This is a genomic window from Bradyrhizobium sp. CCH5-F6 (assembly GCF_001556045.1).
Lineage (GTDB): Bacteria > Pseudomonadota > Alphaproteobacteria > Rhizobiales > Xanthobacteraceae > Bradyrhizobium.
In genome coordinates this window covers 1-22,728 of sequence record NZ_LSIC01000143.1, presented here as the reverse complement: position 1 = coordinate 22,728, position 22,728 = coordinate 1, and the positions used below count along the sequence as shown (strand labels likewise).

The following is a 22,728-nucleotide window of genomic DNA, read 5'->3' as shown; positions in this document are numbered from 1 at the left end:
TTGCGTGCATTCCGGCAGACGCCGTGGGGGCGGCCGCAGGTCTTGGTCGGTTGTGCCATCCTGCTCGCGATTCTGGCGGCGGCGCTGTTCGCGCCGCTGCTGTTTCCCGAGGGACCCTGGCCCGCGGTCGGCACGCCCTATACGCCGCCGTTCCAGAGCACGGCGACGCCTCTGGGCACCGACACGCTCGGGCGCGACGTCGTCGCCGGCCTGCTCTACGGCGCGCGGGTGTCCTTGATCGTCGCGGTCGCCGCGACCGCCGCCGCGATCGCGGTGGGTATCCTGATCGGCGCCATCGCCGGCTATGTGCAGGGCTGGGTCGACGATCTCCTGATGCGCATCACCGAGATCTTCCAGACCCCGCCGAACTTCATCTTCGTGATCGCGCTCGTGGTGATCCTCAAGCCCTCGATCGGAGCCATCATCGGCGCCATTGCGGTGGTGTCCTGGCCGCCGATCGCGCGTCTGGTGCGTGCCGAGTTCATGTCGCTGCGAAACCGCGAATTCGTGCTGTCCTGTCGCCTCGTCGGCGTGCCTCCGGCCAGGATCATCTTCGCCGAGATCCTGCCGAACTGCCTGTCTCCGGTGATCGTCACGAGCTCGATCATGGTGGCCACCGCCGTGTTGCTGGAGGCGGGGCTGTCCTTTCTCGGGCTCGGCGACCCCAACGTGATCTCGTGGGGCGGCATGGTCGCCATCGGCCGGCCGGCGCTGCGCAGCGCGCCCCATCTCTCGGTGTTTCCGGGGATCGCGATCTTCGTGACCGTCATCGCCATCAACCTCGTCGGCGAGGCGCTCAATGAAACCTTCGATCCAAGGCGCAGGCGCCGTTGATCGAAACCCCATCCGAACAGACGGCATCGACATGAACAGCTCCCTGAAGGCTCTGGAAGACAAGCTCAGCCACGAGATGAAGCTGTTTTCCTACCCGGCACGCGCCTGGCCGTTGAAGCACCAGGCCGAGGACGGCACCTCGATGGTCGACGTTCTCGTCGTCGGCGCCGGGCAGGCGGGCATCGCGGCGGCTTTCGGGCTGCTGCGCGAGCAGATCACCAACGTCCTGCTGGTCGACCGCTGCGATCCCGGCCAGGAGGGGCCCTGGGTCACCTGGGCGCGGATGCGGACGTTGCGCACCGTCAAGGAGCTGACCGGGCCGGACAACGGCTTGCCCGCAGCCGCATTCCGTTCCTGGTACGAAGCGCGCAAGGGCGCCGGGGCGTGGGACGAGCTGGTGCGCATCCCGAAGGAAGAGTGGATGGAATATCTGCTCTGGCTTCGCGATTATCTCGCGCTGCCGGTCGAGAACAACACCAGCGTCGAGCGGATCGAATACGCGGGCGAGGCCTTGCGCGTGACGCTGGAGACGCCGCGCGGTTCGCGCGTCGTGGTGGCGCGCAAGGTGGTGGTCGCCACCGGCATCGATGGTGCCGGCGGCCCCAACATCCCGGCTTTCGCGCATGGCGCGCCCCGGCATCTATGGGCGCACAGTTCCGAGCCGATCGATTTTGCGGCGTTGAAGGACAAGCGAGTTGCCGTGCTCGGCGCCGGCGCATCGGCGTTCGACAACACCGCGACTGCACTGGAGGCCGGCGCGCGCGAAGTCCGGCATTCGGTGCGGCGGCCGCGGCTGCCGGAGGTGAGCGCATTGCGCTATCTCGAATTCGCCGGCTTCTTCCGCAATTTCCGCATGCTCGACGATGCGCGCAAGCTGCGCTTCATGCGCCGCTATTTCGCGCTGCCGACCCCTCCGCCTGCCGACACGCTGGAGCGCTGCCGCGCCCACGCCAATCTTGACCTGAGGCTCTCGGACGGCTGGACCGCGATGCAGGCGGCCGGCGACGGACTTGCGATCACCACGCCGAACGGCACCTTCGAGGCCGACTTCGCCATCCTCGGCACCGGCTTCAAGGTCGACCTTGCCAACGTGCCCTATCTGGCGCCCCTCGTTCCGGACATGCTGTTCTGGAGGGATCGCTTCACGCCGGGCTCCGACCGGGTCGACACCCACATCGCAAACTATCCGTACCTGACGCCGGGCATCCAGGCGGTGGGGCGAACCCCGGAGGCGGATCGTGCCTTGCGCAATCTGCATCTGCTCAACGGCGCCGGCCTCATGAGCGAGGGGCCGATCTGCACCGGCATCAACGGCATGCCCTGGGGCGTCTCGGCGCTGGTGCAGGCGATCTCGCGCGATCTGTTCCAGGCCGACGCGGACGTCTTCTACGAGCAGTTCGCCGCCTACGACGTGTCGGATCCGAACGAAGGCTACAGGCCGGCCGCCGTCGCGCGCTGAAGCGGCGAACTCACATCGCCGCCGAGTGCCGCGACGAGCCCTCGCGGCCGCGGCCGGTCGAGGCATACATCAGCGGCAGTTCGGTCGTGGACTTGATCTGCTCCATCGCGAACATCGACGAGACGTCGTGCAGATCGATTTTCGCGATCAGCCTCTGATAGAGGTCGTCATAGGCGGCAATGTCCGGCACGACCGCGCGGATCAGATAATCGACGTCGCCGCTGAGCCTGAAGAAGTCGACCACTTCCGGAAAGCTGATCACGGTCTTCTTGAAGCGCGCCGCCCATTCGGCGTTGTGCTGGTTGGTCCTGACCGCGATGAAGACGCTGACACCGAGATTGAGCTTGTCGGCGTCGAGCAAGGCGACGCGGCGGCGTATGTAGCCCGTGCTTTCCAGCTTCTGGATCCGGCGCCAACACGGCGTCGAGCTCAGTCCGACCCGGTCTCCGACCTCCTGCACGGACAGGCTGCTGTCCACCTGGAGCGTCGCCAGTATCTTGCGATCGAGTTCGTCGAGCATGCGGTCTCCGAATGCAGCGAAGGGAGTGGAAGTTTCGTGTTGCCGAGCTCAATTCCACGACAATGCTATTGCTGGATATTCGCGTTTGCGAGCAAAAAAATTCGTCACGCTGCCGTCAAAGGCGGCAGGAAGCAAGCAAACTGCGGCCCGGCTTCGCTACGCTCGCGGCATCGCTGGAAGAGTTTCGCCGATGACGCCGCCTTGTCGTGAATGGGTCAATGCCTCGATACGCCGCATCGAGATGGAACGAACGCGCTGCGCCGAGACGCATCTGCTCAAGGTCGAGCTGCCCAGCATGCCCGGCCTCACGTTGTACCTGAAGGACGAGACGACGCATCTGACCGGCAGCCTCAAGCATCGCCTTGCGCGTTCGCTGTTCCTCTATGCGCTCTGCAACGGGCGCATCGGCCCGAACTCGACGGTGGTCGAGGCCTCCAGCGGCTCGACGGCCGTGTCCGAAGCCTATTTCGCGCGCCTCCTCGGCCTGCGCTTCATCGCGGTGATGCCGAGCACGACGACGGCGGAGAAGCAGGCCGAGATCGTCGCGAACGGCGGAGAGGTCCATCTCGTGGACGAGCCCGGCGAGATCTACGCCGCTGCGATCCGCATCGCCGATGAGACCGGCGGCTGCTATCTCGACCAGTTCACCTTTGCCGAGCGCGCGGTCGACTGGCGGGTCGACAACATCGCCCAGTCGATCTTCCATCAGATGTCCGAGGAAGAGCACCGCGTTCCGACTTGGGTCGTGTGCGGCGCCGGCACCGGCGGCACGGCCGCGACGATCGGCCGCTACATCCGCTATCGCGGTCTCACCACGCGGCTCTGCCTCGCAGATCCCGTGGAATCGGTCTACCACCGACACATGATCGAGGGCATCGGCCGGCCGCAGGTCGAAGCCTCCTTTGTCGCGGACCTGATCGAGCGCACCATCGCGGTGCCGGATGCGGCGAGCATCGCCGCGGCGCGGGTGATGTCCCGGTTGATCGGAAGGTCCTGCGGCGGATCGACCGGCACCAACCTCTGGGCATCACTGCTGATCATGCAGGAGATGGCCGCGGCCGGCGAGCGCGGCGCGCTCGTCACGATCCTGTGCGATTCCGGCGAACGCTATCGCAGCACGCTGTTCGAGGATACCTGGCTCGCGAAACGCAAATTGTCTTGCGCGCCCTATCAACGGCAGCTCGAAGCCATGCTTGCCGTGCCCGACGTGTCGTCGGATCCGGCGCGTGCGGAGCCGATTCAAGCGGCGCCGCCGCGCGCCCGTGTCGGAGGTTGATTGCTTCCATGCGCGGCGCCGGGCAGAGAATGGATTTTCCGATTTCAGCCGCACGGCGCGTGTTCCGGTCTCCGGCTTGCGAAGGGCCGAATAACGACGTAGCAGCCTTGCACAATGCCGCCTTGTGCAAGGCGGAAGCTATCGACATCATCGGGCCCGGGCCGGCTGGAGATCATCAAAGGCTTATGACGATCGCGGGGGTTGCGGCGTGAGTGCGATGGACTTGTCAGTCAGTGCAGACCGCGATGCGCCGCTGCTCCAGCTCGACGACCTCGCGGTGAGCCTTCCCCCCGGGGCCGATCGCGCGTTCGCCGCCGAGTGCGTGTCGCTCAATGTGAAGCCCGGCGAGGTCGTCTGCGTCGTCGGCGAGAGCGGCTCGGGCAAGTCGATGACGGCAAGCGCCGTGATGCGCCTGCTGCCGCCTTCGACTTCGATTGCGCGCGGCCGCATCCTGTTCGAAGGGCAGGATCTCGCCTCCTTGCCGGAAAGCGCGATGCGCCGGATTCGCGGCGCGCGCATCGGCATGATCTTCCAGGACCCGATGACGACGCTCAATCCGATCAAGCGGATCGGACGGCAGATTGCCGAAGTGTTCGAGCTTCACACCGATCTCGGCCGCGAGCAGATCGGCGCCAGCGTCCTTGCGTTGCTCGAGAGCGTTCACATCCGCGATCCCGAGCGCGTCATGCGGTCCTACCCCCACCAGATCTCCGGCGGGCAGCGTCAGCGCGCGATGATCGCGATGGCGCTGGCGCTCAAACCGCGCCTGCTCATCGCCGACGAGCCGACCACCGCGCTCGACGTCACCACGCAGGCGCAGATCCTCGCCCTGATCCGCGAGCTTCAGGCCAGGACCGGCACGGGCGTGCTCTTCATCACCCATGATTTCGGCGTCGTCGCCGACATCGCCGATCGCGTCGCGGTGATGCAGTCGGGCCGCATCGTCGAGCAGGGCGCGGCGCAGCAGGTGCTTGGTGCACCGAAGCATCCCTATACCCGCCGGCTGATCGCCGCGGTCCCGAAGCTGATCGCGCCGCCGCCGCGCCCGCAGGCTCAGGACAAGGTCCTGGTGCTCGACAAGGTCTCGAAGGTCTACGCCTCACCGGGTCTGTTCGGCTTCGGCAAGCGGCAGACGCTGGCCGTCGACGAGGTCAGTCTGGAATTGCCGCGCGGCGCCACGATCGGCGTCGTCGGCGAAAGCGGATCGGGCAAGTCGACGCTGGCGCGCTGCATCGTCCGCCTGCTCGAACCGGACGCCGGCAAGATCTGGCTGGACGGCATCGATTACGGCGCGCTCAAGCCGCGGGAATTGCGCAAGCGTTCGCAGGCCATGCAGATGGTCTTCCAGGATCCCTTCGCCTCGCTCAATCCGCGGCGCCGGGCGCGCGATCTGGTGGCTCAGGGCCTGCTCGAGCTCGGTGTTCCCCGCAACACCGCCTACGCGCGGGCGGCCGAACTGTTCACCATGGTCGGTCTCGATCCCGCCGCGCTGGAGCGCTATCCGCATGAGTTCTCCGGCGGCCAGCGCCAGCGCATCGGCCTTGCACGTGCGCTGGCGCTCGAACCAAAGGTGCTTGTCGCCGACGAGCCGGTCTCCGCGCTCGACGTCATCGTGCAGGCCCAGGTGCTGGATCTGCTCGCCGAGCTGCGTCAGCGGCTCGGCATTTCATTGGTGTTCATCACCCATGATCTGCGCGTCACCGCGCAAATCTGCGACTTCGTCGCGGTGATGCAGAACGGACGGATCGTCGAACAGGGGCCGACGGCGTCCGTGTTCGCCGGGCCCGAGCATTCCTATACGCAATTGCTGCTTGGCTCGATCCCGGGGCAGCGCTGGGTGGCGCCTTCCGCACATGTGGCGGTTGGCAATGCATAGGCAGTCCGGGACGACGACGCAGGTTTGCGCGAGGCAGGGATCCGCAAGGAGATGGACGAGATGACGTCGGCTCATTTTGACGAGGGCATGGCGCTGAAACGCAAGGTGCTCGGGGACGACTATGTCGACCGCGCCTGGTCGGAAGCGCAGAACGACGATTTCGCGATGGCCATGCAGGAGGTCATGACCGAGGCCGGATGGGGCACGGTGTGGAAGCGTCCGGGCATCGACATCAAGGCGCGGCTGATGATGAATCTCGCGATGTTGACGGCGCTCAACCGGCCTCACGAGCTCGCGATCCACCTGCGCGGCGCGATACGGAACGGCTTTACGCGGGAGGAAATCCGGGAAATCCTGATCCACACCGGGCCCTATTGCGGCTGGCCGGCGACGCTGGACGCAGTCCGCGTGGCGCGGCGGGTCTTCGCGGAAACGGAGACCGGGGGCAAGGCTGGATGATGGCACGGCAAGAGACTGGACTCCGGAGGCTCGTGAGCGAACGATGGTTGGCATGACACGGTCGGCAAAGCCGAAGAGACTTGGATTTTTCACGCGGCTGCTCGACGACGCGCCGCCGGCGGACCGCTATCGCTTCGCCGCGGAGCAGATCGTGCGCGCCGAAAAGGCGGGGCTCGATTCCGCGTGGATCGCGCAGCATCATTTCCACGAGCGCGAGGGCGGCCTGCCGTCGCCCTTCACCTTCCTCGGCTACGTCGCCGCGCAGACCTCGCGCATCCGCCTCGGCACCGGCATCGTCACGTTGCCGCTGGAGAATGCGGTGCGCGTGGCGGAGGACGCCGCGGTTCTCGATCTGCTCTGCAACGGCCGCTTCGAGCTCGGTGTCGGCACCGGCGGTAACCCGTCGGCCTTTGCCGCCTTCGGCCTCGACAGTGCCCAGCGCAACGAGATCTTCGCGCGCAATCTGGACGTCGTCCGCGCGGCCCTGGTCGGCAAGCCGCTCGACGGGGGCGACACGCTCTATCCGCAACGGCCGCAATTGGACAAGCGCATCTGGCAGGCGACATTCTCGGTCGCGGGCGGTGCCCGGGCCGGCAAGGCCGGCGACGGTCTCTTGCTGTCGCGCACGCAGCCGCGCGCCAAGGAGGCGCCGAATGCCACGCTGGCCGAGATCCAGAACCCGATCATCGATGCCTATCTGGCGGCGCTGCCGCCGGGCTGCGAGCCGCGCATCATGGCCTCGCGCAGCGTCTTCGTCGCCGACGACCATCGCGAGGCGTTACGGTTCGCAGACATCGGGTTGCGACGCGCGCTGCCGCAGTTCCTCAAGGGTGGCCACGCGAGGCCGGGCGAGACGCTGGAGGAGATGATCGCCGCGTTCGACACCCATGTCGGCGGCGCGGACGAGGTGATCGCCTCGCTCCGCTCGGATGCCACGCTGGAGCGGGTGACCGACCTCGTCTTCCAGGTACATTCGGTCGACGCCCCGCATCCCCACGTCCTGCGCTCGATCGATCTCGTCGCGGAGAAGGTTGCGCCGGCGCTGGGCTGGATCCGGGCGGCACCCGATGTAGCGCTGGCGGGATAACCGGAATGAACATGATCGCGTCGCACGAGGCTGACTGATGGGTACGCAGGATATCATAGACACGCTCGCCGGGATCGAGCCGGGATCGGCTCTCGACGCCATCCGCGCGCGGCGTCTGCAGGCGCGCGAGAACGCGCAGAAGAGCTATCTCGCCCTGTTCGAGCCGATCGACGCGAGCGAGTTTTCGCTCGCCGAGCGCGCGGCCGTCGCGTTCTTCGTGACCGGGCTCCATGGCGAGTCCCCCGTCGCCGCCTTCTATCGCCAGAAGCTCGCCACCACCGCGGATGGGCCGCCCCTGCTCGAGGCGATCGAGGCCGAGATCGAGCGCGGCAAGACCTCCGGACCGTATGGCGCGTTTCCGGCCGGACCGTTGTCGATCGAGAACCAGACCGGGCTGATCTATCGCGTCGGCGCGGAGCGCAGGCCCGTCCTCGGCGCGAGGCTCGCAGCGGCGCTCGAGCATGCGCACCTCCTGGTGTTCCGGCCGCGCGATGCCGCATCCGCCGACATGAAGGCGCTGCTGGCCGCCGGCTGGTCGGAGACCGGCATCGTCACCCTTTCTCAGCTCGTTGCGTTCCTGTCGTTCCAGGTGCGCGTCGTCACGGGCCTGCGCGTGCTCGGCGCCTCGCTCGGGCGCGTTGCGGCCGGTGCGTAAGGAGACCATCATGAGCACTGCAAGCACCGTCAATCCGCCCGTCGTCTTCACCCAGGACGAGCTCGGCTGGGTCTCGTGGATCGATCCGCTGCCAGAGGCCGAGCTGACCGAACGGCACTTCGCCGGCCTGGTCGACCGCGCCCGGGCAAAGTCGGAGTATTTCCGTCTCCTGGTGCGCGATCCCGAGGTGCTGGAGGCCCGGACCAGGACCGACAAGGACATCTTCTACAACACCGCCGACGGACTGCCGCGCGCCGAGCGCGAGCTCGCGGCGGCGGCGACCTCGCGCTACAACGGCTGCATCTACTGCGCCTCCGTGCATGCGCGCTTTGCCAGCACCTATTCCAAACGCCGCGACGACGTGCAGCGCCTGCTCGACGAAGGCATCAAGGCCGATCTCGGCGAACGCTGGAATGCCGTGGTCAGGGCCTCGGTTGCACTGGCCGCGACGCCGATCGCGTTCGGTCCCGACAATGTCGCGGAGCTGCGCCACGCGGGCCTCGTCGATGCCGAGATCGTCGACGTCATCAACGGCGCCTCGTTCTTCAATTGGGCAAACCGGCTGATGCTGTCGCTCGGCGAGCCTTCGAAATAGGCAATCCCACCGGCACGAGAATTGCTGCTTGTTTCAACATTGAATGGATGGAGCCGTGCATGAGCAACATCGATCGCCGAACCCTGGTCAGGGGCTCTCTCGCCGCCATGATGGCGGGAGCGGCCTTTTCGCGCGCCGCCCTTGCGCAATCCGCCGAACCGATCCTGCTCGGCGTCAGTGGCCCGTTGACCGGGCCCAACGCGCAATATGGCGCCCAATGGAAGCAGGGCTTTGATCTCGCGCTCGACGAGATTCACGCCGCCGGCGGCATCAACGGCCGCAAGCTCGCCTACCAGTTCGAGGACAGCCAGAGCGATCCGCGTCAGTCGGTGGCGATTGCCCAGAAGTTCGTCTCCGATCCCCGCATCGTCATGGAGCTCGGCGACTTCTCCAGTCCCGCCTCGATGGCGGCCTCGCCGATCTATCAGCGCGGCGGTCTCGTGCAGTTCGGCTTCACCAATTCGCACCCCGACTTCACTAAGGGCGGCGACTTCATGTGGAGCACGTCGGTGAGCCAGGCCGACGAGCAGCCGCTGCTGGCGTCCTATGCCGTGAAGCGGCTCGGCCTGAAGAAGCTCGCGGTGCTGCACCTCAACACCGACTGGGGCCGCACCAGCCGCGACTATTTCGTCAAGGCGGCGAAGGAATACGGGGCCGAAGTCGCGGTGACCGAAGGCTACATCGCGGAGGAGCGCGATTTCCGCTCGACGCTGGTGCGCGTGCGCGATGCCAGTCCGGATGGCCTGATCCTGATCTCCTATTATTCCGACGGTGCGCTGATCGCCCGCCAGGCACGCCAGGTCGGCTTGAAGCAGACCATCTGCGCCGCCAGCTCGGTCTACTCGCCCAAATTCCTGGAGCTCGGCGGCGAGGCGGTCGAGGACGTGCATCTCGGCACGCGCTATTTCCCGGAAGACCCGCGGCCCGAGGTGAAGAAGTTCATCGCGGGCTTCAAGGCCAAGTACAACGGGCAGGAGCCCGACGCGTTCAACGCCTATTCTTACGACGCGATGAACATGGCGGCGGCAGTGGTCAAGATCGGCGGCACCGATCGCCGCGCCATCCGCGACGCCTTTGCCAAAGTGAAGGACGTCTCCAGCGTCATCTTCGGCCAGGCGACGTTCGACGTCGAGAGTCGCCGCGTCAAGGGCGCCATGAATGCCGAGCTCGTCGTGCGCAAGGGCAAGTTCGCACTCTTGGATGGCAAGCCGACCTGACGTAATGGCCGGCGCGATCGCTCCAGCCGCTCTTCTCTCCACATTGGGAACGCTGCGTGTCTTCCTGGCTCGACTACACGATCAACGGGCTGATCGTCGGCAATGTCTACGCCCTCGTCGCGGTCGGGCTCGCGCTGATCTTCGGCGTCAGCCGGCTGATCAACTTCGCGCAAGGCTCGATCTATCTGGTCGGCGCCTATATCGGCTGGGTTGCGGTGGTGCAGCTGCATACACCGCTGCCGCTGACCATCATCCTGGTGGCGGCTTCCGCCGCGGCGGTCGGCTTGATCATCGAGCGCTTCGGCCTGCGCCCGCTCCAGAACTCGGTGCGCATTGCACCGCTGCTCGCGACGATCGGCATCAGCTTCGTGCTCGATCAGCTGGTGATGCTGATCTTCTCGCCCAATCCGCGCGCGCTGCCGAGTCAGCTGCCTGATGTCCGCTTCCAGCTCGGCGGCGGCACCATCGGGCCGCTTGATCTCCTGATCGCCGGCGTTGGGCTCACCAGCGCGCTGCTGCTGTTCGTGTTCCTGCGCTACACCAAGCTCGGCTGGGCCGTGCGCGCCACCGCGCAGGATCGCGACGCGGCGATGCAGATGGGCGTCGACGTCAACCGCGTCAATCAGGCGGTATTCGGTATCGCGGCTGCGCTCGGCGGCGTCTCCGGCATGCTGGTCGGCATGTACTACAACCAGATCGACACCGCGATGAGTCTTCAGGCGACGCTGAAGGGCGTGGTCGCCGAGGTCGTCGGCGGCGCCGGCAACGTGCCGGGTGCGGTGATCGGCAGCCTTCTGCTGGGACTGGTCGAGAGCTACGGCGTTGCCGTTTTCGGCACCAGCTACCGCAATCTGTTCGCGTTCCTGCTGCTGGTTCTCGTGCTCGTGCTGCGGCCGAACGGCCTGCTCGTCAGCGCCCGGCAGGCCCCGCCGGAGCCGCTCACCGGAACCTTCATCGCGCCGAGCCGGCCCGTGCGCATTCCGCCCTGGGCCTTGCTGGTCGCGGCTGCCGCCTTCGCAATCCTGCCGTTCTTCCCGGTGTCTTTCTACGTGCTCCAGACCCTGATCAATGCCTGGCTGCTCGGTATGCTCGCCCTCAGCCTGACACTGGTTGCGGGAACGATGGGGCAGGTTTCGCTCGGCCACGCCGCGCTGCTCGCGATCGGCGCCTATACGTCCGCGCTGCTGTCGCTGACGCTCTCCGTCCCGGTCGGCCTCGCCGTCATCGGCGGCGGGCTGATGAGCGCTGCGCTCGGCACGCTCCTGATCTCGCCGTCGTTCCGCCTGCGCGGGCATTACGTCTCGATCGCCACCCTCGCCATCGGCGAGATCGTGGCGCTGGCGATCTTGAACTGGGAAAGCGTCACCCGCGGTCCGATCGGCATCTCCGGCATCCCGCCGCTGTCGCTGTTCGGCTACGATCTGATCAGCCCGTCATCGGTCTACTGGTTCAGTCTCGCCGTGATGATCGTGCTGGCGCTGCTTCAAGGGCGGTTGCTCGGCTCGCATCTCGGCCGCAGCTTCCGCGCCATCCGCGACGACGACATCGCGGCGCGCGCCTATGGGCTCAGCCTGAACCGCTACAAATCACTGGCCTTCATCTTCGGTGGCTTCGCGGCCGGCGTCAGCGGCGGCATCGCCGCGCATCTCTATTCCTACATCAACCACGAGACCTTCAATACACAGCAATCCATCCTGGCGCTGACGGTCGTCATCCTCGGCGGCCTCGGCAACGTCGTCGGCGCGATCGTCGGATCGGTCGCGCTGGTCGGCCTGCCCGAAGTCTTCCGGATCGCGGCCGAGTACCGCATCCTGATCTACGGCATCGTGCTGCTGCTGCTCGTGCGATTCAGGCCGCAGGGCCTGCTGGGGACGATCTGATGACGGAGCAGCACGCGCCCCTGTTGTCCTTGCGCGGCCTGACGCGCCGCTTCGGCGGCCTCACCGCCGTCGACACCATTGATCTCGACCTCGCCAAGGGCGAACTGATCAGCATCATCGGCCCGAACGGCGCCGGCAAGACGACGCTGTTCAATCTCGTGACTGGGCTCGACCGGCCCGATGCCGGCGTCGTCAGCTTCGAGGGGCAGGACATCACGGGGTTCTCGCCGGAGCGGCTTGCCGCCGAAGGCATTGCGCGCACCTTCCAGCTCGGGCGCGTGTTCGGCAATCTCAGCGTGATGGACAACGTTCTGATCGGCGCGCACACCCGTCTGCGGGCGGTGAAGCCGGCCGTGCCGGTGATCGGTCCGCTCCTGGAGCTGGGGCTGGCGCTGCTACGGCCCGCCAGCGTCAAGGCGGAAGAAGAACAGTTGCGCGAGGAGGTTAAAGCCATACTCGCGCGTTTCGGCGAGCGGCTCCTGCCGCGGATCGACCAGCCGGCCTATAGCCTTTCCTACGCCAACCGCCGCCGCGTCGAGATCGCGCGGGCGCTCGCCTTGAGGCCGCGCCTCTTGCTGCTGGATGAACCGACCGCCGGCATGAACCCGACCGAAACCGCGGAGATGCAGGGCCTCGTCGCCGAGCTGAAGGCCGAAGGGCTGACCATTCTCCTCATCGAGCACAAGCTGGAGATGGTGATGCGCCTGTCCGACCGCGTCATGGTCATGGACGAAGGCAAGAAGATCGCCGAAGGCCGAGGCGACGAGGTCCGGAGCGATCCCAAGGTGATCGAGGCCTATCTCGGCCACGGGCTGAGGGGAGCGGCGGAGCAGGAGAGCGCGGCATGACCAATCCTTCGCCCGAACCGCTGCTGGCCTTGTCGAACGTCAATACGTTCTACGGCCAGGCACAGGTGCATTTCGACCTGTCGATATCGGTCGCGCGCGGCCATATCGTCTGCCTGCTCGGCGGCAATGCCAGCGGCAAGTCGACGACGATGAAGATCATTCTGGGCCTGGTGAAGCCGCGCTCGGGCGAGGTGACGTTCGACGGCGACTCGCTGATCGGCCTCTCCACGCCGCAGATCGTCCGCCGCGGCATCGCCTCGGTGCCGGAGGCGCGGCGGCTGTTCGCGGACATGACCGTCCGCGAGAACATCCTGATGGGTGCCTTCGTGCGCAACGACCGCGATGCTGTCGCGCAGGATCTCGAGAGGATGCTGACGCTGTTTCCCAAGCTCGGCCAGCGGCTGTCGCAGCGCGCCGGCTCGCTCTCCGGCGGCGAACAGCAGATGGTGGCGATGGCGCGCGCGCTGATGAGCCGGCCCCGCATGATCGTGATGGACGAGCCGACCATGGGCCTCTCGCCGCTCTATGTCGATCGCGTGCTGGAGCTGATCCGCACCATCAACCAGGAGGGCGTCTCGGTGTTCATGGTCGAGCAGAACGCCAGCCTCGCGCTCGAGATCGCGCATGAAGCCTACGTGCTCCAGACCGGCAGGATCGTGCTCTCCGGCCCGGCGCGGGTTCTGAAAGACGATCCCCGCGTGCGTGATGCGTATCTCGGAGGTTCCGAGGCGGCCTGAAGCGCCGCTGCGCACTCTTCCGGATCATGCTGTAACGTTCAGAGCGTAGCCGCGCTCTGTGCCTTTTCCACCGGCAGATCGTCGGCATTGGGATCGCCCGGTGCGGTCGCCCAGGCGAGCTCGACCAGCGTCACGATCCGGCGTCCGCCGCCGTCGAGCTGGCAGACGATCAGGCCCTGCTCCTCCATGTAGCCGAGCAGCCGCTGCGCGCGTCGCAGCGAATGCGAGCCATAGGCACGCGCGATCGCGGCATCGCCGGGACACGGCCAGCCTTCCTTCGCCGCGCGTGCTATCATCATGAACACGCCCTGCATGTCGTCGGGCAGGATCGAGGCGCGTAGCGCCACGTCCTGCCAGGCATCGTCGTCGGCCAGATCGGCTCCGAGGCCGGCGCGCGCATGCGTCAGCATACGGCGGAATTCGTTGAGGTCCGGCACGGCCGTGCCGAGGCCCTCGATGCGGCAGCGGACGACGAACTCCTGATAGAGCACGCCGATGGCGCGGAAGCCGGCATCGGGCTCCGCCAGCACGGCACGAAGGGTGCGATCCACGCGCTCGCGCCGCTCCGCAAGCTCTTCCGCGCTCACCGGCACTTCGACCGCCTCGGGCCGGATCTCCGGCGTTGCGGCCGCCTTCGCCGCGCGAAGCTGCTCCAACAGATCCGGCGCAGGCCGCCGCTGCGACCGGCTGGCATCTGGCGGCGGTGCCGCCAGGATCACGGCGCGCGCATCCTCCAGCGTCGCCTCCGGCAGCGGCATCAGACGCGGCGTCGAGTTGCGCGGACTGGTGTCGGTCGGGCCGATGTTCAAACGCAGCGGACGGCGCGAGAGCGCAGGTCCCAGCGCCATGAACTGGCCGCGTTCGAGATCGCGAAAGGCTTCGGCCTGCCGCCGCTCCATGCCGAGCAGGTCCGCGGCGCGCGCCATGTCGATGTCGAGGAAGGTCCGCCCCATCAGGAAGTTGGAAGCTTCCGCGGCGACGTTCTTGGCGAGCTTCGCCAGGCGCTGCGTCGCGATGATCCCGGCCAGCCCGCGCTTGCGGCCGCGGCACATCAGATTCGTCATGGCGCCGAGCGACAGTTTACGCGCCTCGTCCGAGACTTCGCCGGCCACCGCCGGCGCGAACAACTGCGCCTCGTCGACGACGACGAGCATCGGGTACCAGTGGTCGCGGTCGACGTCGAACAGGCCGCCGAGGAATGCCGCGGCACGCCGCATCTGATTCTCGGCGTCCAGCCCTTCGAGATTGAGTACGGTGGAGACCCGATGCAGCCGGGCGCGCTCGCCCGCGACCTGAAGGCCGCGCTCGGTGTGATCCTCGGCCTCGATCACCAGATGGCCGAAGCGCTCGGCCAGCGTGACGAAATCGCCTTCGGGATCGATGATGGCCTGCTGCACCCAGGGCGCGCTCTGCTCCAGGAGCCGCCGCAACAGATGCGACTTGCCGGAGCCCGAATTGCCCTGCACCAGGAGGCGGGTTGCCAGCAGTTCCTCGAGGTCCATGGCCGCCGCGGCGCCTGCCGTGGTCTGCCCCATCTCGATCGCAACCGTCATGTCCCCGACTCAAGTCCCCGCCATTCGCGGACAGGGGCTTACCAACCCGGCCGGGGCGCGTCGAGCGCTACGGTGCGAATCATGTCGCGTTGCCCACGGTGGCATTCAGGCGAGGTTCGATTGCCGCAGAAGTGCGGGCCGATAGGGAGGCTGCGGATCGTCGTCCTCGTTCGCGGGAATCGCACATGAGCCGAACTCCTGCCGGATCCGCTCGATCTCGGCGACGCGCTCGTGCAGCCGTTGCAGGTGCGCCGGCGATGTCGCCCGCCAGAACCGGAAGGTATCGGCCGTGAGCGGCAGGAACGCGGTGCCGAACGGCGTCGGCTCGGGAACGATGGTGCGTCCAAGCATCAGGAAGCGCTCTCCGCCTGATACGATGAGGGTGGCATAACCGCGATTTCCAATCCGCCTGATGCCGTTCAGCGACCATTCGGCGAGCTTGCTGAAATACGGCTCCTCGCGCCAGCGATCGGGGCAATCGTCGTCGACCGTGACGTTGACGGCGTCCTGGCTGAAATGCACCACGAGGCCTGCATGCTCGGGGAACCAATCGTCGTCGAGATGGCCTTGCAGCCATGCGCAGGTGAAAGATCGGCACATCTGCGGACGGCGGTCGTAAATGGTGCATCCCGTATCTGCCTGCCAATGCCTACAGAGCTGGTTCACCGGCTTTTCGACGGCAGCGACTTCGAGGATATCGCAGCAGGCGTTGCACGATCCGCATTGCCGGGCGGGCCGCGCCGACTTCGGCAGGCCGGTCGCGCGGAAGCCCCGTCCGTCGCGGACCAGCAGCTTCTGCTTCTCCAGTGCGGTCAACGCACGCTCTATCTTGAGACGGGACAGTCCGGTGGCGTCGATCACGCCCTTCACGGTCGTCGCGCCTGCTTCCACCGCGCGGACGACGCTCAGCATCGCCTGATCCATTGTTGTTGTTCTTGTTCTCTCAGTCGTGCATTGCCATCACGCCGGAACAGCAGACCGGCAAACAGGTTTGAGACACCTGACTTAGAAAGATATCTTGCTCACCTCGTTGCCCGCAGCAAGGAGCACGACCTGTTCTGGGCGCATGCAACGCTTGCGCGAATGGAGGGCCTGCACGTGAGGGTGGGCGCCATCGCGTCGAATCCGCGCGCTTTGCTTGCGACGCGCCGCGATGTGACGCACGACATCCCGTCGTCTCACGCAGTCGTGATATCCGTGGGCCCCGCGTCGGCGCGATGTGACGGCGATGCCGTCAATGGGAAGCAGCGACGGTTGTTGAGTCTGCGCCACAGCCGGAACAGCGCCGCGCCGAAGCTGGTGCGAGCGGCGGGACAGGGCGGACGATCCCGCGCCGGACGGGCGATGATGCAGATCAATAACCGTCGGCCCGAGTCCTGTTAGCTGGACTGATGAGCCTTCTGACCTTCTTCACTGCGAGTTGTTTCCTGCTGGCATTGCCGGGTCCGACGAACACCTTGCTCGCGACATCGGGCGCAGGGGTCGGCGTCCTGCGCTCGCTTCACCTGCTGGCGGCCGAGCTCGCCGGCTATCTGCTGGCCATCGCGCTGCTGCGGCTGGCGCTCGGCCCGATCGTGAGCGATATCCCGGTCGCGACCCTGGTGCTCCGCGTTGCCGTGACGATCTACATCCTGTGCCTGGCCGTGATGCTCTGGCGCTTTCGCGCCCGCGAGTTGCGCAGTGGGGCGCCCGTGACGTTCGGTCATGTGCTGCTCACCACGCTCTTGAACCCGAAGGCGATGGTGTTCGCCTTCCTGCTGCTGCCGTCTCCCGCCGGGCCGCTCGAACTGCTGCCCTGGCTTCTCCTGATCGCGCTTCAGATCGTCACGGCCGGCGCGGCATGGGTGACCTTTGGTGCAACGCTTGGCCGCGGCGCCCGCCGCCTCGGACATCCCGATTTGGTGACGCGCATCGGCGCGATCACGCTCGTTACGGTGACCGGCCTGATCTGGATCCAATCATTCTGGAGCGCGTGAGGGCCGAGGCCTGAGATGGACGGCAGCGCGCCAGGTTCGCCCGGCAAGAGCGTCTCGTTCAACTTCGGCGGCTTTGCGCGGCATCAATGTGGAATAGCGCCCGGCTGGCATCCTTGCTCCGTGGCAACCGCGTGGACGATCTCATGGTCAGCAGGCGAAGTTTGATGGCGGGTCTCGCCTGTTCGAGCGTGATGCGGCCGCAGCCATCCCACGCGGCGACGGCCGTCACCTACGAAGACGCGGTACGCGCCACCTGGGCTCCGTTGCGCACCGAGGGCGGACTGCACGAAATCGTCCGCTATGCGACGCTGGCGGCCAATAGTCACAATACCCAGCCGTGGCGCTTCACCCTGACCCCGCGAAGCGTCTCCATCGCGCCGGACGTCTCGCGTCGCTGTCCGGTGGTCGATCCAGACGATCACCATGTGTTCGTCAGCCTCGGATGCGCGGCCGAGAACCTGACCCATGCGGCGCTGGCCATGGGGTTGCGGCCGGCATTGCGCTTCGAAGCGGGTGCCGTCACGGCGGAATTCGAGAGCGCCGCGATGGAGCGCTCGCCCCTGCTTGCGGCGATCCCGCACCGGCAGTCGACGCGCGCGCCCTATGATGGTCAGCCTGTTTCCGGCGATGTGCTGCGCGATCTGGAGCGGGCGGGCACCGGGGACGGCGTTGCGATCATCCTTCTCACCGACCGCAAGCAGATGGCGGAGATTGCGGATTACGTGGTCGAAGGCAACACGAGCCAGATGCGCGACCGCAGATTCATGGACGAGCTCGTCGCCTGGCTCCGCTTCAGCGAGGGTGAGGCTGTCGCAACGATGGACGGCCTGTTCTCGCGCGCATCGGGCAATCCGGCGCTGCCACGCTGGCTGGCGCGCCGGCTGATGCCGTACGTATTCACCGAGCGCGGCGAGAACGACAGGTATCGCGCCTGCATCGAAAGTTCGGCGGGTGTCGCGGCATTCGTCGCCGAGCGCGACGACGCCGCGCACTGGATCGAGGTGGGACGTGCCTGCCAGCGTTTTGCCTTGCAGGCCACGGCGCTCGGCCTCAAATACGCTTTCGTCAACCAGCCGGTCGAGGTCGCGCGCCTTCGCCGGCAGCTCGCCGCCTATCTCGGCCTGGGCGCGCGCCTGCCGGATCTCGTGGTGCGTTTCGGTGCCGGGCCGGAGCTGCCCAAATCACTGCGCCGGCCCGTGGCGCAAGTGATCGCGTGAGACGAGTCACTTCCGCAGCGGGACGCGCTACGTCGCGCCGGATCCACCCTGCACGATCCTCTCGTTCAGCTTCTGGTCCACGGTGTCGACGGTACGGTCGATTTCGGCGTTCGGCATGCCGAGCTGATGCGAGATCAGCTTCACCAGGAGATCGACTCGCTCGATGAAGGGCGCGCCGCTCGCGACCGCGCGCGCGGCTGAGGACGGTTTGAGCAGGCTTTCGGCAGCCTTGGCATATTTTGCGAACGGCACCTGGTCCTGCGGATCGGCGCCGAGCCGGCGGGCGATCGCATCGACATGGTCGTAGATCGTCTGCGAACGCTTGAGGTCGCCGTGCACGGCGTCGCGGATCGACTGCGGCTCGTTGGGCGTGATGCAGCGGTAATTGCCGGTCAGCAGCATGGACCATTTCGCCAGCGGCACGAACAGCGAGTCGAACACTTTCAGCTTCACCGGCACGTCATGGCCGTCGAGCGTCACTGCATCGATGTCGGCTTCGAGCTCGCGCAGCAGCTTGTTGTGCTTCTCGTCGGCGAAGACCGATGCCTTGAAATTGGTCGGCAGGCCGACATGGAGCACGTTGGCGGCCTCTTCCGGCGGACGGAACGCCTGCGGATCGGGCGAGCACAGCGTCACCAGCCCCGGCTCGAACCGCTCCCACACCTGCGCATTGGTATAGGCCTCCTCGAGATCCACATCGGCGAGTGCCGGAATCCGCTTCAGATAGGGCAGAGGCGGCATGTTCATGATCGACAGGCACGGCAGTTTCGCCGCGGCGATCTTGATCATGAGAACGCGCACCGTGTGGTTGGTGTATTGCGGCTCCTGCATCGCAAGGCCGACCAGATCGTAGCGGGAGAGGTCGACATCGGCCGGCGTGACCGCATCGAGCTTGCCGGGCAGGTCGCGCGAGAAGATCGCCCGGTGGACTGCCTCGTCGCGCAACTTGATGCGCACCTCGGTACCATCCCGGTTGATCAGCTCCGCGGTCTTGGCGCGGCAGACCAGGGTCACGTTATGCCCTGCCATCAGCAGCTTCGTGCCCAGCAGGGAGCCGTAAGAAGCCCCCAGAATCAAGATGTTGCGCGCCATGCTCCGTCCCTTTGAATGTGTCTAATTTTCAGCCCCTGCCCATTCTCCGCGGGCGAGTTGGCGGCATGTAAGGCGAACTGCGCGTTGTTGGCAACTGGGATAATGCATACAAGGACGCGCCGCTGGCCCGGAGCTGAGGCTGGGACCTTGCTCTTTCAAGGCGATTGAGCTTCCCGAATTGGGTTGGCGTTTCGGCTATTCCACTCATCGCGGGCGCGACCGTCGTCGTCGCACACCCTTCGCAAAAGACTGTCACAATGGAAGACCTTGGCGTCTTCCTGCGGGCTTGGCACACGATGGTAGTGCACTGCACCCTTCACCACATTGTGCTTTCACAATCGGGGCCTACACAGACATGTCTCTTGTGTCGGCACGAGTGGTTTTGACTCGCCGATCGCGACAAGAAACGACAAAGCCCGCTGCGTAAACTCGCAGGTTGCGTGGCGCTAGACTGTGTATCAGCGACGGAGCTGGGACGTGACGATTGGGGTGAGCCGGCCGGGATTCTGTGCCCAAGCGCGCTCTTGTGGAACGCGAATCGCTTCGCGCAGCAGCTTTGCTGCGCGGCGTCGAGATGTCGGCGAAGACCATCACCGAGTCAGGCGGCATTGTGTGACGCAGACGCGATCGGGCGGGCATGCGCGGCGCCGCGCAGAGCGCGACGCCGGCGAGTCTGGACGCAGGTCCGCGCAATCGTTGGCGGCGGCGTTCGGGGGCTGACATGGAAGGTGAAACTTCGCCTCACCGTTCGTGCGACGGCGCCGGACGAAATCTGGCTCACTTGCGGGATCGAGCCTCCCAGTTTTTCGAAAGCCTGTCCGTCGTTGAGCTTGCGCACGAGTCGCACCGGCATCTGTGGATTTCGGACTGGTTGAGCGTCGCCGACGACTACCGGACATTGGCCGAAGCTGCGCGCGAGACGCGTTCGGCTCGGATTGCCGGGGAAGCGTGGTTGTGCTCGCTGACGGCCCTCGAAGTCGTCAGAAGTCTGAGTAGTCCGGGAGATGTCGAGAGTGCCGACCTCGCAGACGAGGTCGGCGCCGGCCTGAGAGGCCTCGAGACAGAGGCTGGTCTGCCGATTGAGCGCGTCAAGATCGATTGCTTCGATCAAGGCGTTCTGGCCGGCTTCTTCCTGCCCGCGCTTCGTCGCGGCTCTGCCGCGCCGGCGGTGATCTGCGTCAGCGACGACGATGCCAGCTTGGGCTCGATGATGAGCAGGCTGTTGCCCGCCTCGCTCTGCGGGACCATGTCGCTGCTGCTCGTCGATTCCGGCAATTCAACCGTTCATCGCTCCTTCAAGCCGGAGCACAGGCTTCAGTTCTGGTTGGACTACCTGGAAGCCCGCCGCGATGTCGACCCGCGGCGGATCGGTATCTACGGCGAAGGGGCGGGCGCCGCTCATGCCTCCCGCCTTGCGCTCTCGGATCGCAGGATCGCGGCCGCCGTGTGCGACGGCGGGCTTGTGAGCCCGGTCATGTGTCAGGCGTCACTTCGCTGGATGACCGGCTTCGGGCAGGCCGTCTCTGAAGAGGTCTCGAGAGAGGCAATGCTGCCGCGGCGTCGAGTCCCGTGCCCGCTGCTCATGGTCGTTGGGAGTCGCTCCATGGTGTGGGAGCAGGATGCTCTCGAGTTGCAGGCCGACTACCGGCGGATTGGAGCCGATTGCTCGGTCGTCGTGCCCAACAACGTCCCGCACCCGCTCGGCGAGGTCGAGAATTTCGTCGCCGTTGATGACTTCATTGTCGAGTGGCTCGACAGCAAGCTTGGAACTGCCCGCAAGGTCGACCCGGTGACCCACCTCTAGCCTAGTCCGGCGGCATTGCAGGACCCCGGGGCGCGACGACAGCAGCGTCCGGCGCGCATTCTGCGCCCGGCATCGGCCGATCAGGACGCGTCGATAGCCAGCAATCGCGCAGCCAGCCGGGCGTTCTTGGCGATCGTTGCAAGCGATGCGTTCAATTTAGCCAAGGTCTTCTCGTCCAAATCGTTGAACATCGTCGAATTCAGGGCGAGCTTTCGCTTCGATAATTTCTCGATCTCGGTCGTCGCCTTCGCCGTGAGCGACATCAGGACGAAGCGGGCATCTTCCGCCGCCGGTCGTCGTGACAGAAGGCCGGCTTTTTCGAGGGTCTTGGTCTGGTTGGTCACGAAAGCCGGGTGGACCCGCAGCTTGTTGGCGATGTCGATCCCGGCGACGCCGCGCCCCTGGTCCAGTTCGGTGATCGCCATCAGGATCAGCCATTGCGGCTGGGTAATGCCTAGCAGTCCGGCCCAGCTGGTGTGAATGTTCTCCAGCTGGGAGTGAATTTCGACGACGTTCCAGATGAAGTCTGTAATCGCCCTGTCGAGTTTCCTCTCGATCATCGGGTCCCCCAAATTTTGCACTGACCGTTTTTCTTATTGCTGTTGGGGCAGTGTTCTAACCGGATATCGGGGGGCCGTCTCGGACTTCGCGCAATGATGAGCCAGTAAACGCCGCATCCCATCAACAAGCCGGGATTCGATGCTTGCAAAAAACAACTAATCGGATTACGTCTCTCGCACTCAAAATTTGCTGCTCTTGACCGTTGCGATCAGCAGCGATGTGAGACCTCCAAGAAAGCCCTCAGGATGCCCCCTGAGGGTTTTTTCTTTTATTACAGTATGTTGACTGGTTGTCTGAAGATCGGCTGTTGCTCCGCAGCAACATGCTCGCGTGAAGTTTCAATTCACGAGATCAACAAATTGAGGCAATGAATTTTATAAACTATACGTGAGTCACGACGGAGGGGGGGCACCTCACTGTCGTTTCAGTCCGGACCTTCAGTGCGGATCTGAATTGAACGGAAATTAAAGAGGGTCAAGCGGCCTCCGCCGAGGAGCCGAGCCCCCTGAACCGACCTGGAGGTTTACTAATGAAGTTGACGAAGACGCTCTTTCTCGGCACGGCAGCCAGCCTGATGGCCGTCTCCGGTGCGTTTGCAGCCGATCTTCCCGTGAAGGCCAAGGCCGTCGAATACGTGAAGATCTGTTCGCTGTACGGCGCCGGCTTCTACTACATCCCGGGCACCGACACCTGCATCAAGCTGGGTGGTTATCTGCGCGCCGAAGTCGCGGTCAACACCAACAGCAACTACGGCATCTCGAACGGTGCTCCGGCCGGTGCGCACAATCGCCTGAGCAACTATTACAGCATGCGCGCTCGTCAGGATCTCAACATCGACACGCGCACCGCCACCGAATACGGCGTGGTCCGCACCTACTTCGACGCGGTCTTCACCTGGACCACCGGCGGCTACGTCGGCACGGGCTCCGGCACGGGCACGACCGGTTACACCGCCACGACGGCTGGTACCACCACCATCAACTCGACCGACGGCGGCACCTCGGGTGGTTCGCTCGGCGTGTACTACGCCTTCATCCAGTTCGCCGGCTTCACCATGGGTAAGGCCGTGTCGCAGTTCGACG

The 22,728-nt window shown here is 65.7% G+C and carries 21 protein-coding genes; 16 read left to right on the top strand and 5 right to left on the bottom strand.

Annotated features, from left to right (window positions below; genetic code table 11):
• Both AX729_RS25650 and AX729_RS25645 read left to right on the top strand, forming a co-directional pair.
• Entirely contained in the window at positions 1 to 834 is an 834-nt protein-coding gene (locus AX729_RS25650) for an ABC transporter permease (protein ID WP_502686919.1), read from the top strand.
• Positions 835 to 865: 31 nt separating this feature from the next.
• Positions 866 to 2,293: an NAD(P)-binding domain-containing protein gene (locus AX729_RS25645; RefSeq protein ID WP_061026988.1), complete on the top strand. Its 1,428-nt coding sequence runs from the start codon at positions 866 to 868 to the stop codon at positions 2,291 to 2,293.
• 10 nt (positions 2,294 to 2,303) lie between these two features.
• Here AX729_RS25645 and AX729_RS25640 read toward each other — a convergent pair whose 3' ends face one another.
• The gene (locus AX729_RS25640; RefSeq protein ID WP_061026987.1) at positions 2,304 to 2,813 is read right to left on the bottom strand and encodes an Lrp/AsnC family transcriptional regulator; all 510 of its coding nucleotides are present in this window, start codon (positions 2,811 to 2,813) and stop codon (positions 2,304 to 2,306) included.
• Between the two features lie 190 nt (positions 2,814 to 3,003).
• Between AX729_RS25640 and AX729_RS25635 the strand changes: the two genes are divergently transcribed.
• The 10 genes from AX729_RS25635 to AX729_RS25590 all read left to right on the top strand — a co-directional run bounded on the left by AX729_RS25635 (position 3,004) and on the right by AX729_RS25590 (position 13,443).
• The gene (locus AX729_RS25635) at positions 3,004 to 4,089 is read left to right on the top strand and encodes a PLP-dependent cysteine synthase family protein (protein ID WP_063817291.1); all 1,086 of its coding nucleotides are present in this window, start codon (positions 3,004 to 3,006) and stop codon (positions 4,087 to 4,089) included.
• 223 nt (positions 4,090 to 4,312) lie between these two features.
• The gene (locus AX729_RS25630; protein WP_245325379.1) at positions 4,313 to 5,965 is read left to right on the top strand and encodes an ABC transporter ATP-binding protein; all 1,653 of its coding nucleotides are present in this window, start codon (positions 4,313 to 4,315) and stop codon (positions 5,963 to 5,965) included.
• Between the two features lie 60 nt (positions 5,966 to 6,025).
• Positions 6,026 to 6,424, top strand: a complete 399-nt coding sequence (locus tag AX729_RS25625) for a carboxymuconolactone decarboxylase family protein (RefSeq protein WP_035674853.1) — start codon at positions 6,026 to 6,028, stop codon at positions 6,422 to 6,424.
• Positions 6,425 to 6,476: 52 nt separating this feature from the next.
• Positions 6,477 to 7,511 (top strand): putative FMN-dependent luciferase-like monooxygenase, encoded by a 1,035-nt coding sequence (locus tag AX729_RS25620; RefSeq protein ID WP_061026985.1) that lies wholly within the window; start codon positions 6,477 to 6,479, stop codon positions 7,509 to 7,511.
• Positions 7,512 to 7,548: 37 nt separating this feature from the next.
• Complete coding sequence (locus AX729_RS25615; RefSeq protein WP_061026984.1) at positions 7,549 to 8,166, top strand: CMD domain protein; 618 nt, start codon at positions 7,549 to 7,551, stop codon at positions 8,164 to 8,166.
• 10 nt (positions 8,167 to 8,176) lie between these two features.
• Positions 8,177 to 8,761 (top strand): alkylhydroperoxidase domain protein, encoded by a 585-nt coding sequence (locus AX729_RS25610; RefSeq protein WP_061026983.1) that lies wholly within the window; start codon positions 8,177 to 8,179, stop codon positions 8,759 to 8,761.
• Positions 8,762 to 8,820: 59 nt separating this feature from the next.
• Entirely contained in the window at positions 8,821 to 9,978 is a 1,158-nt protein-coding gene (locus AX729_RS25605) for an ABC transporter substrate-binding protein (RefSeq protein WP_061026996.1), read from the top strand.
• Positions 9,979 to 10,034: 56 nt separating this feature from the next.
• Positions 10,035 to 11,858 (top strand): ABC transporter permease, encoded by a 1,824-nt coding sequence (locus AX729_RS25600; protein WP_061026982.1) that lies wholly within the window; start codon positions 10,035 to 10,037, stop codon positions 11,856 to 11,858.
• Positions 11,858 to 12,706 (top strand): ABC transporter ATP-binding protein, encoded by an 849-nt coding sequence (locus tag AX729_RS25595; RefSeq protein WP_061026981.1) that lies wholly within the window; start codon positions 11,858 to 11,860, stop codon positions 12,704 to 12,706. Before AX729_RS25600 ends, AX729_RS25595 begins: the two co-directional genes overlap by 1 nt.
• Entirely contained in the window at positions 12,703 to 13,443 is a 741-nt protein-coding gene (locus AX729_RS25590; protein WP_061026980.1) for an ABC transporter ATP-binding protein, read from the top strand. Before AX729_RS25595 ends, AX729_RS25590 begins: the two co-directional genes overlap by 4 nt.
• Before the next feature lie 38 nt (positions 13,444 to 13,481).
• Here the strand turns inward: AX729_RS25590 and AX729_RS25585 are convergent, their stop codons facing one another.
• Positions 13,482 to 14,996, bottom strand: coding sequence for a helicase HerA domain-containing protein (locus AX729_RS25585; RefSeq protein WP_061026979.1), 1,515 nt, complete (start codon positions 14,994 to 14,996; stop codon positions 13,482 to 13,484).
• Between the two features lie 105 nt (positions 14,997 to 15,101).
• On the bottom strand, positions 15,102 to 15,920 hold the full coding sequence (locus AX729_RS25580) for a YkgJ family cysteine cluster protein (protein WP_061026978.1): 819 nt from the start codon (positions 15,918 to 15,920) through the stop codon (positions 15,102 to 15,104).
• Positions 15,921 to 16,387: 467 nt separating this feature from the next.
• Between AX729_RS25580 and AX729_RS25575 the strand changes: the two genes are divergently transcribed.
• Both AX729_RS25575 and AX729_RS25570 read left to right on the top strand, forming a co-directional pair.
• Positions 16,388 to 16,972 (top strand): LysE family translocator, encoded by a 585-nt coding sequence (locus AX729_RS25575; protein WP_061026977.1) that lies wholly within the window; start codon positions 16,388 to 16,390, stop codon positions 16,970 to 16,972.
• Positions 16,973 to 17,136: 164 nt separating this feature from the next.
• Positions 17,137 to 18,189 carry an Acg family FMN-binding oxidoreductase gene (locus tag AX729_RS25570; protein ID WP_197433670.1) on the top strand — a complete coding sequence of 351 codons (1,053 nt, stop codon included), beginning with the start codon at positions 17,137 to 17,139 and terminating at the stop codon, positions 18,187 to 18,189.
• A gap of 27 nt (positions 18,190 to 18,216) precedes the next feature.
• Here AX729_RS25570 and AX729_RS25565 read toward each other — a convergent pair whose 3' ends face one another.
• The gene (locus AX729_RS25565; RefSeq protein WP_061026976.1) at positions 18,217 to 19,281 is read right to left on the bottom strand and encodes a ketopantoate reductase family protein; all 1,065 of its coding nucleotides are present in this window, start codon (positions 19,279 to 19,281) and stop codon (positions 18,217 to 18,219) included.
• A gap of 721 nt (positions 19,282 to 20,002) precedes the next feature.
• Between AX729_RS25565 and AX729_RS25560 the strand changes: the two genes are divergently transcribed.
• Positions 20,003 to 21,085, top strand: coding sequence for an alpha/beta hydrolase family protein (locus AX729_RS25560; RefSeq protein WP_061026975.1), 1,083 nt, complete (start codon positions 20,003 to 20,005; stop codon positions 21,083 to 21,085).
• Positions 21,086 to 21,165: 80 nt separating this feature from the next.
• Here the strand turns inward: AX729_RS25560 and AX729_RS25555 are convergent, their stop codons facing one another.
• The gene (locus tag AX729_RS25555) at positions 21,166 to 21,645 is read right to left on the bottom strand and encodes a MarR family winged helix-turn-helix transcriptional regulator (protein ID WP_061026974.1); all 480 of its coding nucleotides are present in this window, start codon (positions 21,643 to 21,645) and stop codon (positions 21,166 to 21,168) included.
• A 530-nt stretch (positions 21,646 to 22,175) separates the two neighbouring features.
• Here AX729_RS25555 and AX729_RS25550 point away from each other — a divergent pair.
• On the top strand, positions 22,176 to 22,728 hold a 553-nt coding region (locus AX729_RS25550; RefSeq protein ID WP_197433669.1), incomplete at its 3' end, for a porin.

Coding starts and splice junctions, on each gene's coding strand:
- AX729_RS25640 (WP_061026987.1), bottom strand. CDS start 2,813: ATGCTCGACGAACTCGATCGCAAGATACTGGCGACGCTCCAGGTGGAC.
- AX729_RS25585 (WP_061026979.1), bottom strand. CDS start 14,996: ATGACGGTTGCGATCGAGATGGGGCAGACCACGGCAGGCGCCGCGGCG.
- AX729_RS25575 (WP_061026977.1), top strand. CDS start 16,388: ATGAGCCTTCTGACCTTCTTCACTGCGAGTTGTTTCCTGCTGGCATTG.
- AX729_RS25560 (WP_061026975.1), top strand. CDS start 20,003: ATGGAAGGTGAAACTTCGCCTCACCGTTCGTGCGACGGCGCCGGACGA.
- AX729_RS25555 (WP_061026974.1), bottom strand. CDS start 21,645: ATGATCGAGAGGAAACTCGACAGGGCGATTACAGACTTCATCTGGAAC.
- AX729_RS25635 (WP_063817291.1), top strand. CDS start 3,004: ATGACGCCGCCTTGTCGTGAATGGGTCAATGCCTCGATACGCCGCATC.
- AX729_RS25645 (WP_061026988.1), top strand. CDS start 866: ATGAACAGCTCCCTGAAGGCTCTGGAAGACAAGCTCAGCCACGAGATG.
- AX729_RS25625 (WP_035674853.1), top strand. CDS start 6,026: ATGACGTCGGCTCATTTTGACGAGGGCATGGCGCTGAAACGCAAGGTG.
- AX729_RS25620 (WP_061026985.1), top strand. CDS start 6,477: ATGACACGGTCGGCAAAGCCGAAGAGACTTGGATTTTTCACGCGGCTG.
- AX729_RS25605 (WP_061026996.1), top strand. CDS start 8,821: ATGAGCAACATCGATCGCCGAACCCTGGTCAGGGGCTCTCTCGCCGCC.
- AX729_RS25595 (WP_061026981.1), top strand. CDS start 11,858: ATGACGGAGCAGCACGCGCCCCTGTTGTCCTTGCGCGGCCTGACGCGC.
- AX729_RS25565 (WP_061026976.1), bottom strand. CDS start 19,281: ATGGCGCGCAACATCTTGATTCTGGGGGCTTCTTACGGCTCCCTGCTG.
- AX729_RS25615 (WP_061026984.1), top strand. CDS start 7,549: ATGGGTACGCAGGATATCATAGACACGCTCGCCGGGATCGAGCCGGGA.
- AX729_RS25570 (WP_197433670.1), top strand. CDS start 17,137: ATGGCGGGTCTCGCCTGTTCGAGCGTGATGCGGCCGCAGCCATCCCAC.
- AX729_RS25580 (WP_061026978.1), bottom strand. CDS start 15,920: ATGGATCAGGCGATGCTGAGCGTCGTCCGCGCGGTGGAAGCAGGCGCG.
- AX729_RS25610 (WP_061026983.1), top strand. CDS start 8,177: ATGAGCACTGCAAGCACCGTCAATCCGCCCGTCGTCTTCACCCAGGAC.
- AX729_RS25590 (WP_061026980.1), top strand. CDS start 12,703: ATGACCAATCCTTCGCCCGAACCGCTGCTGGCCTTGTCGAACGTCAAT.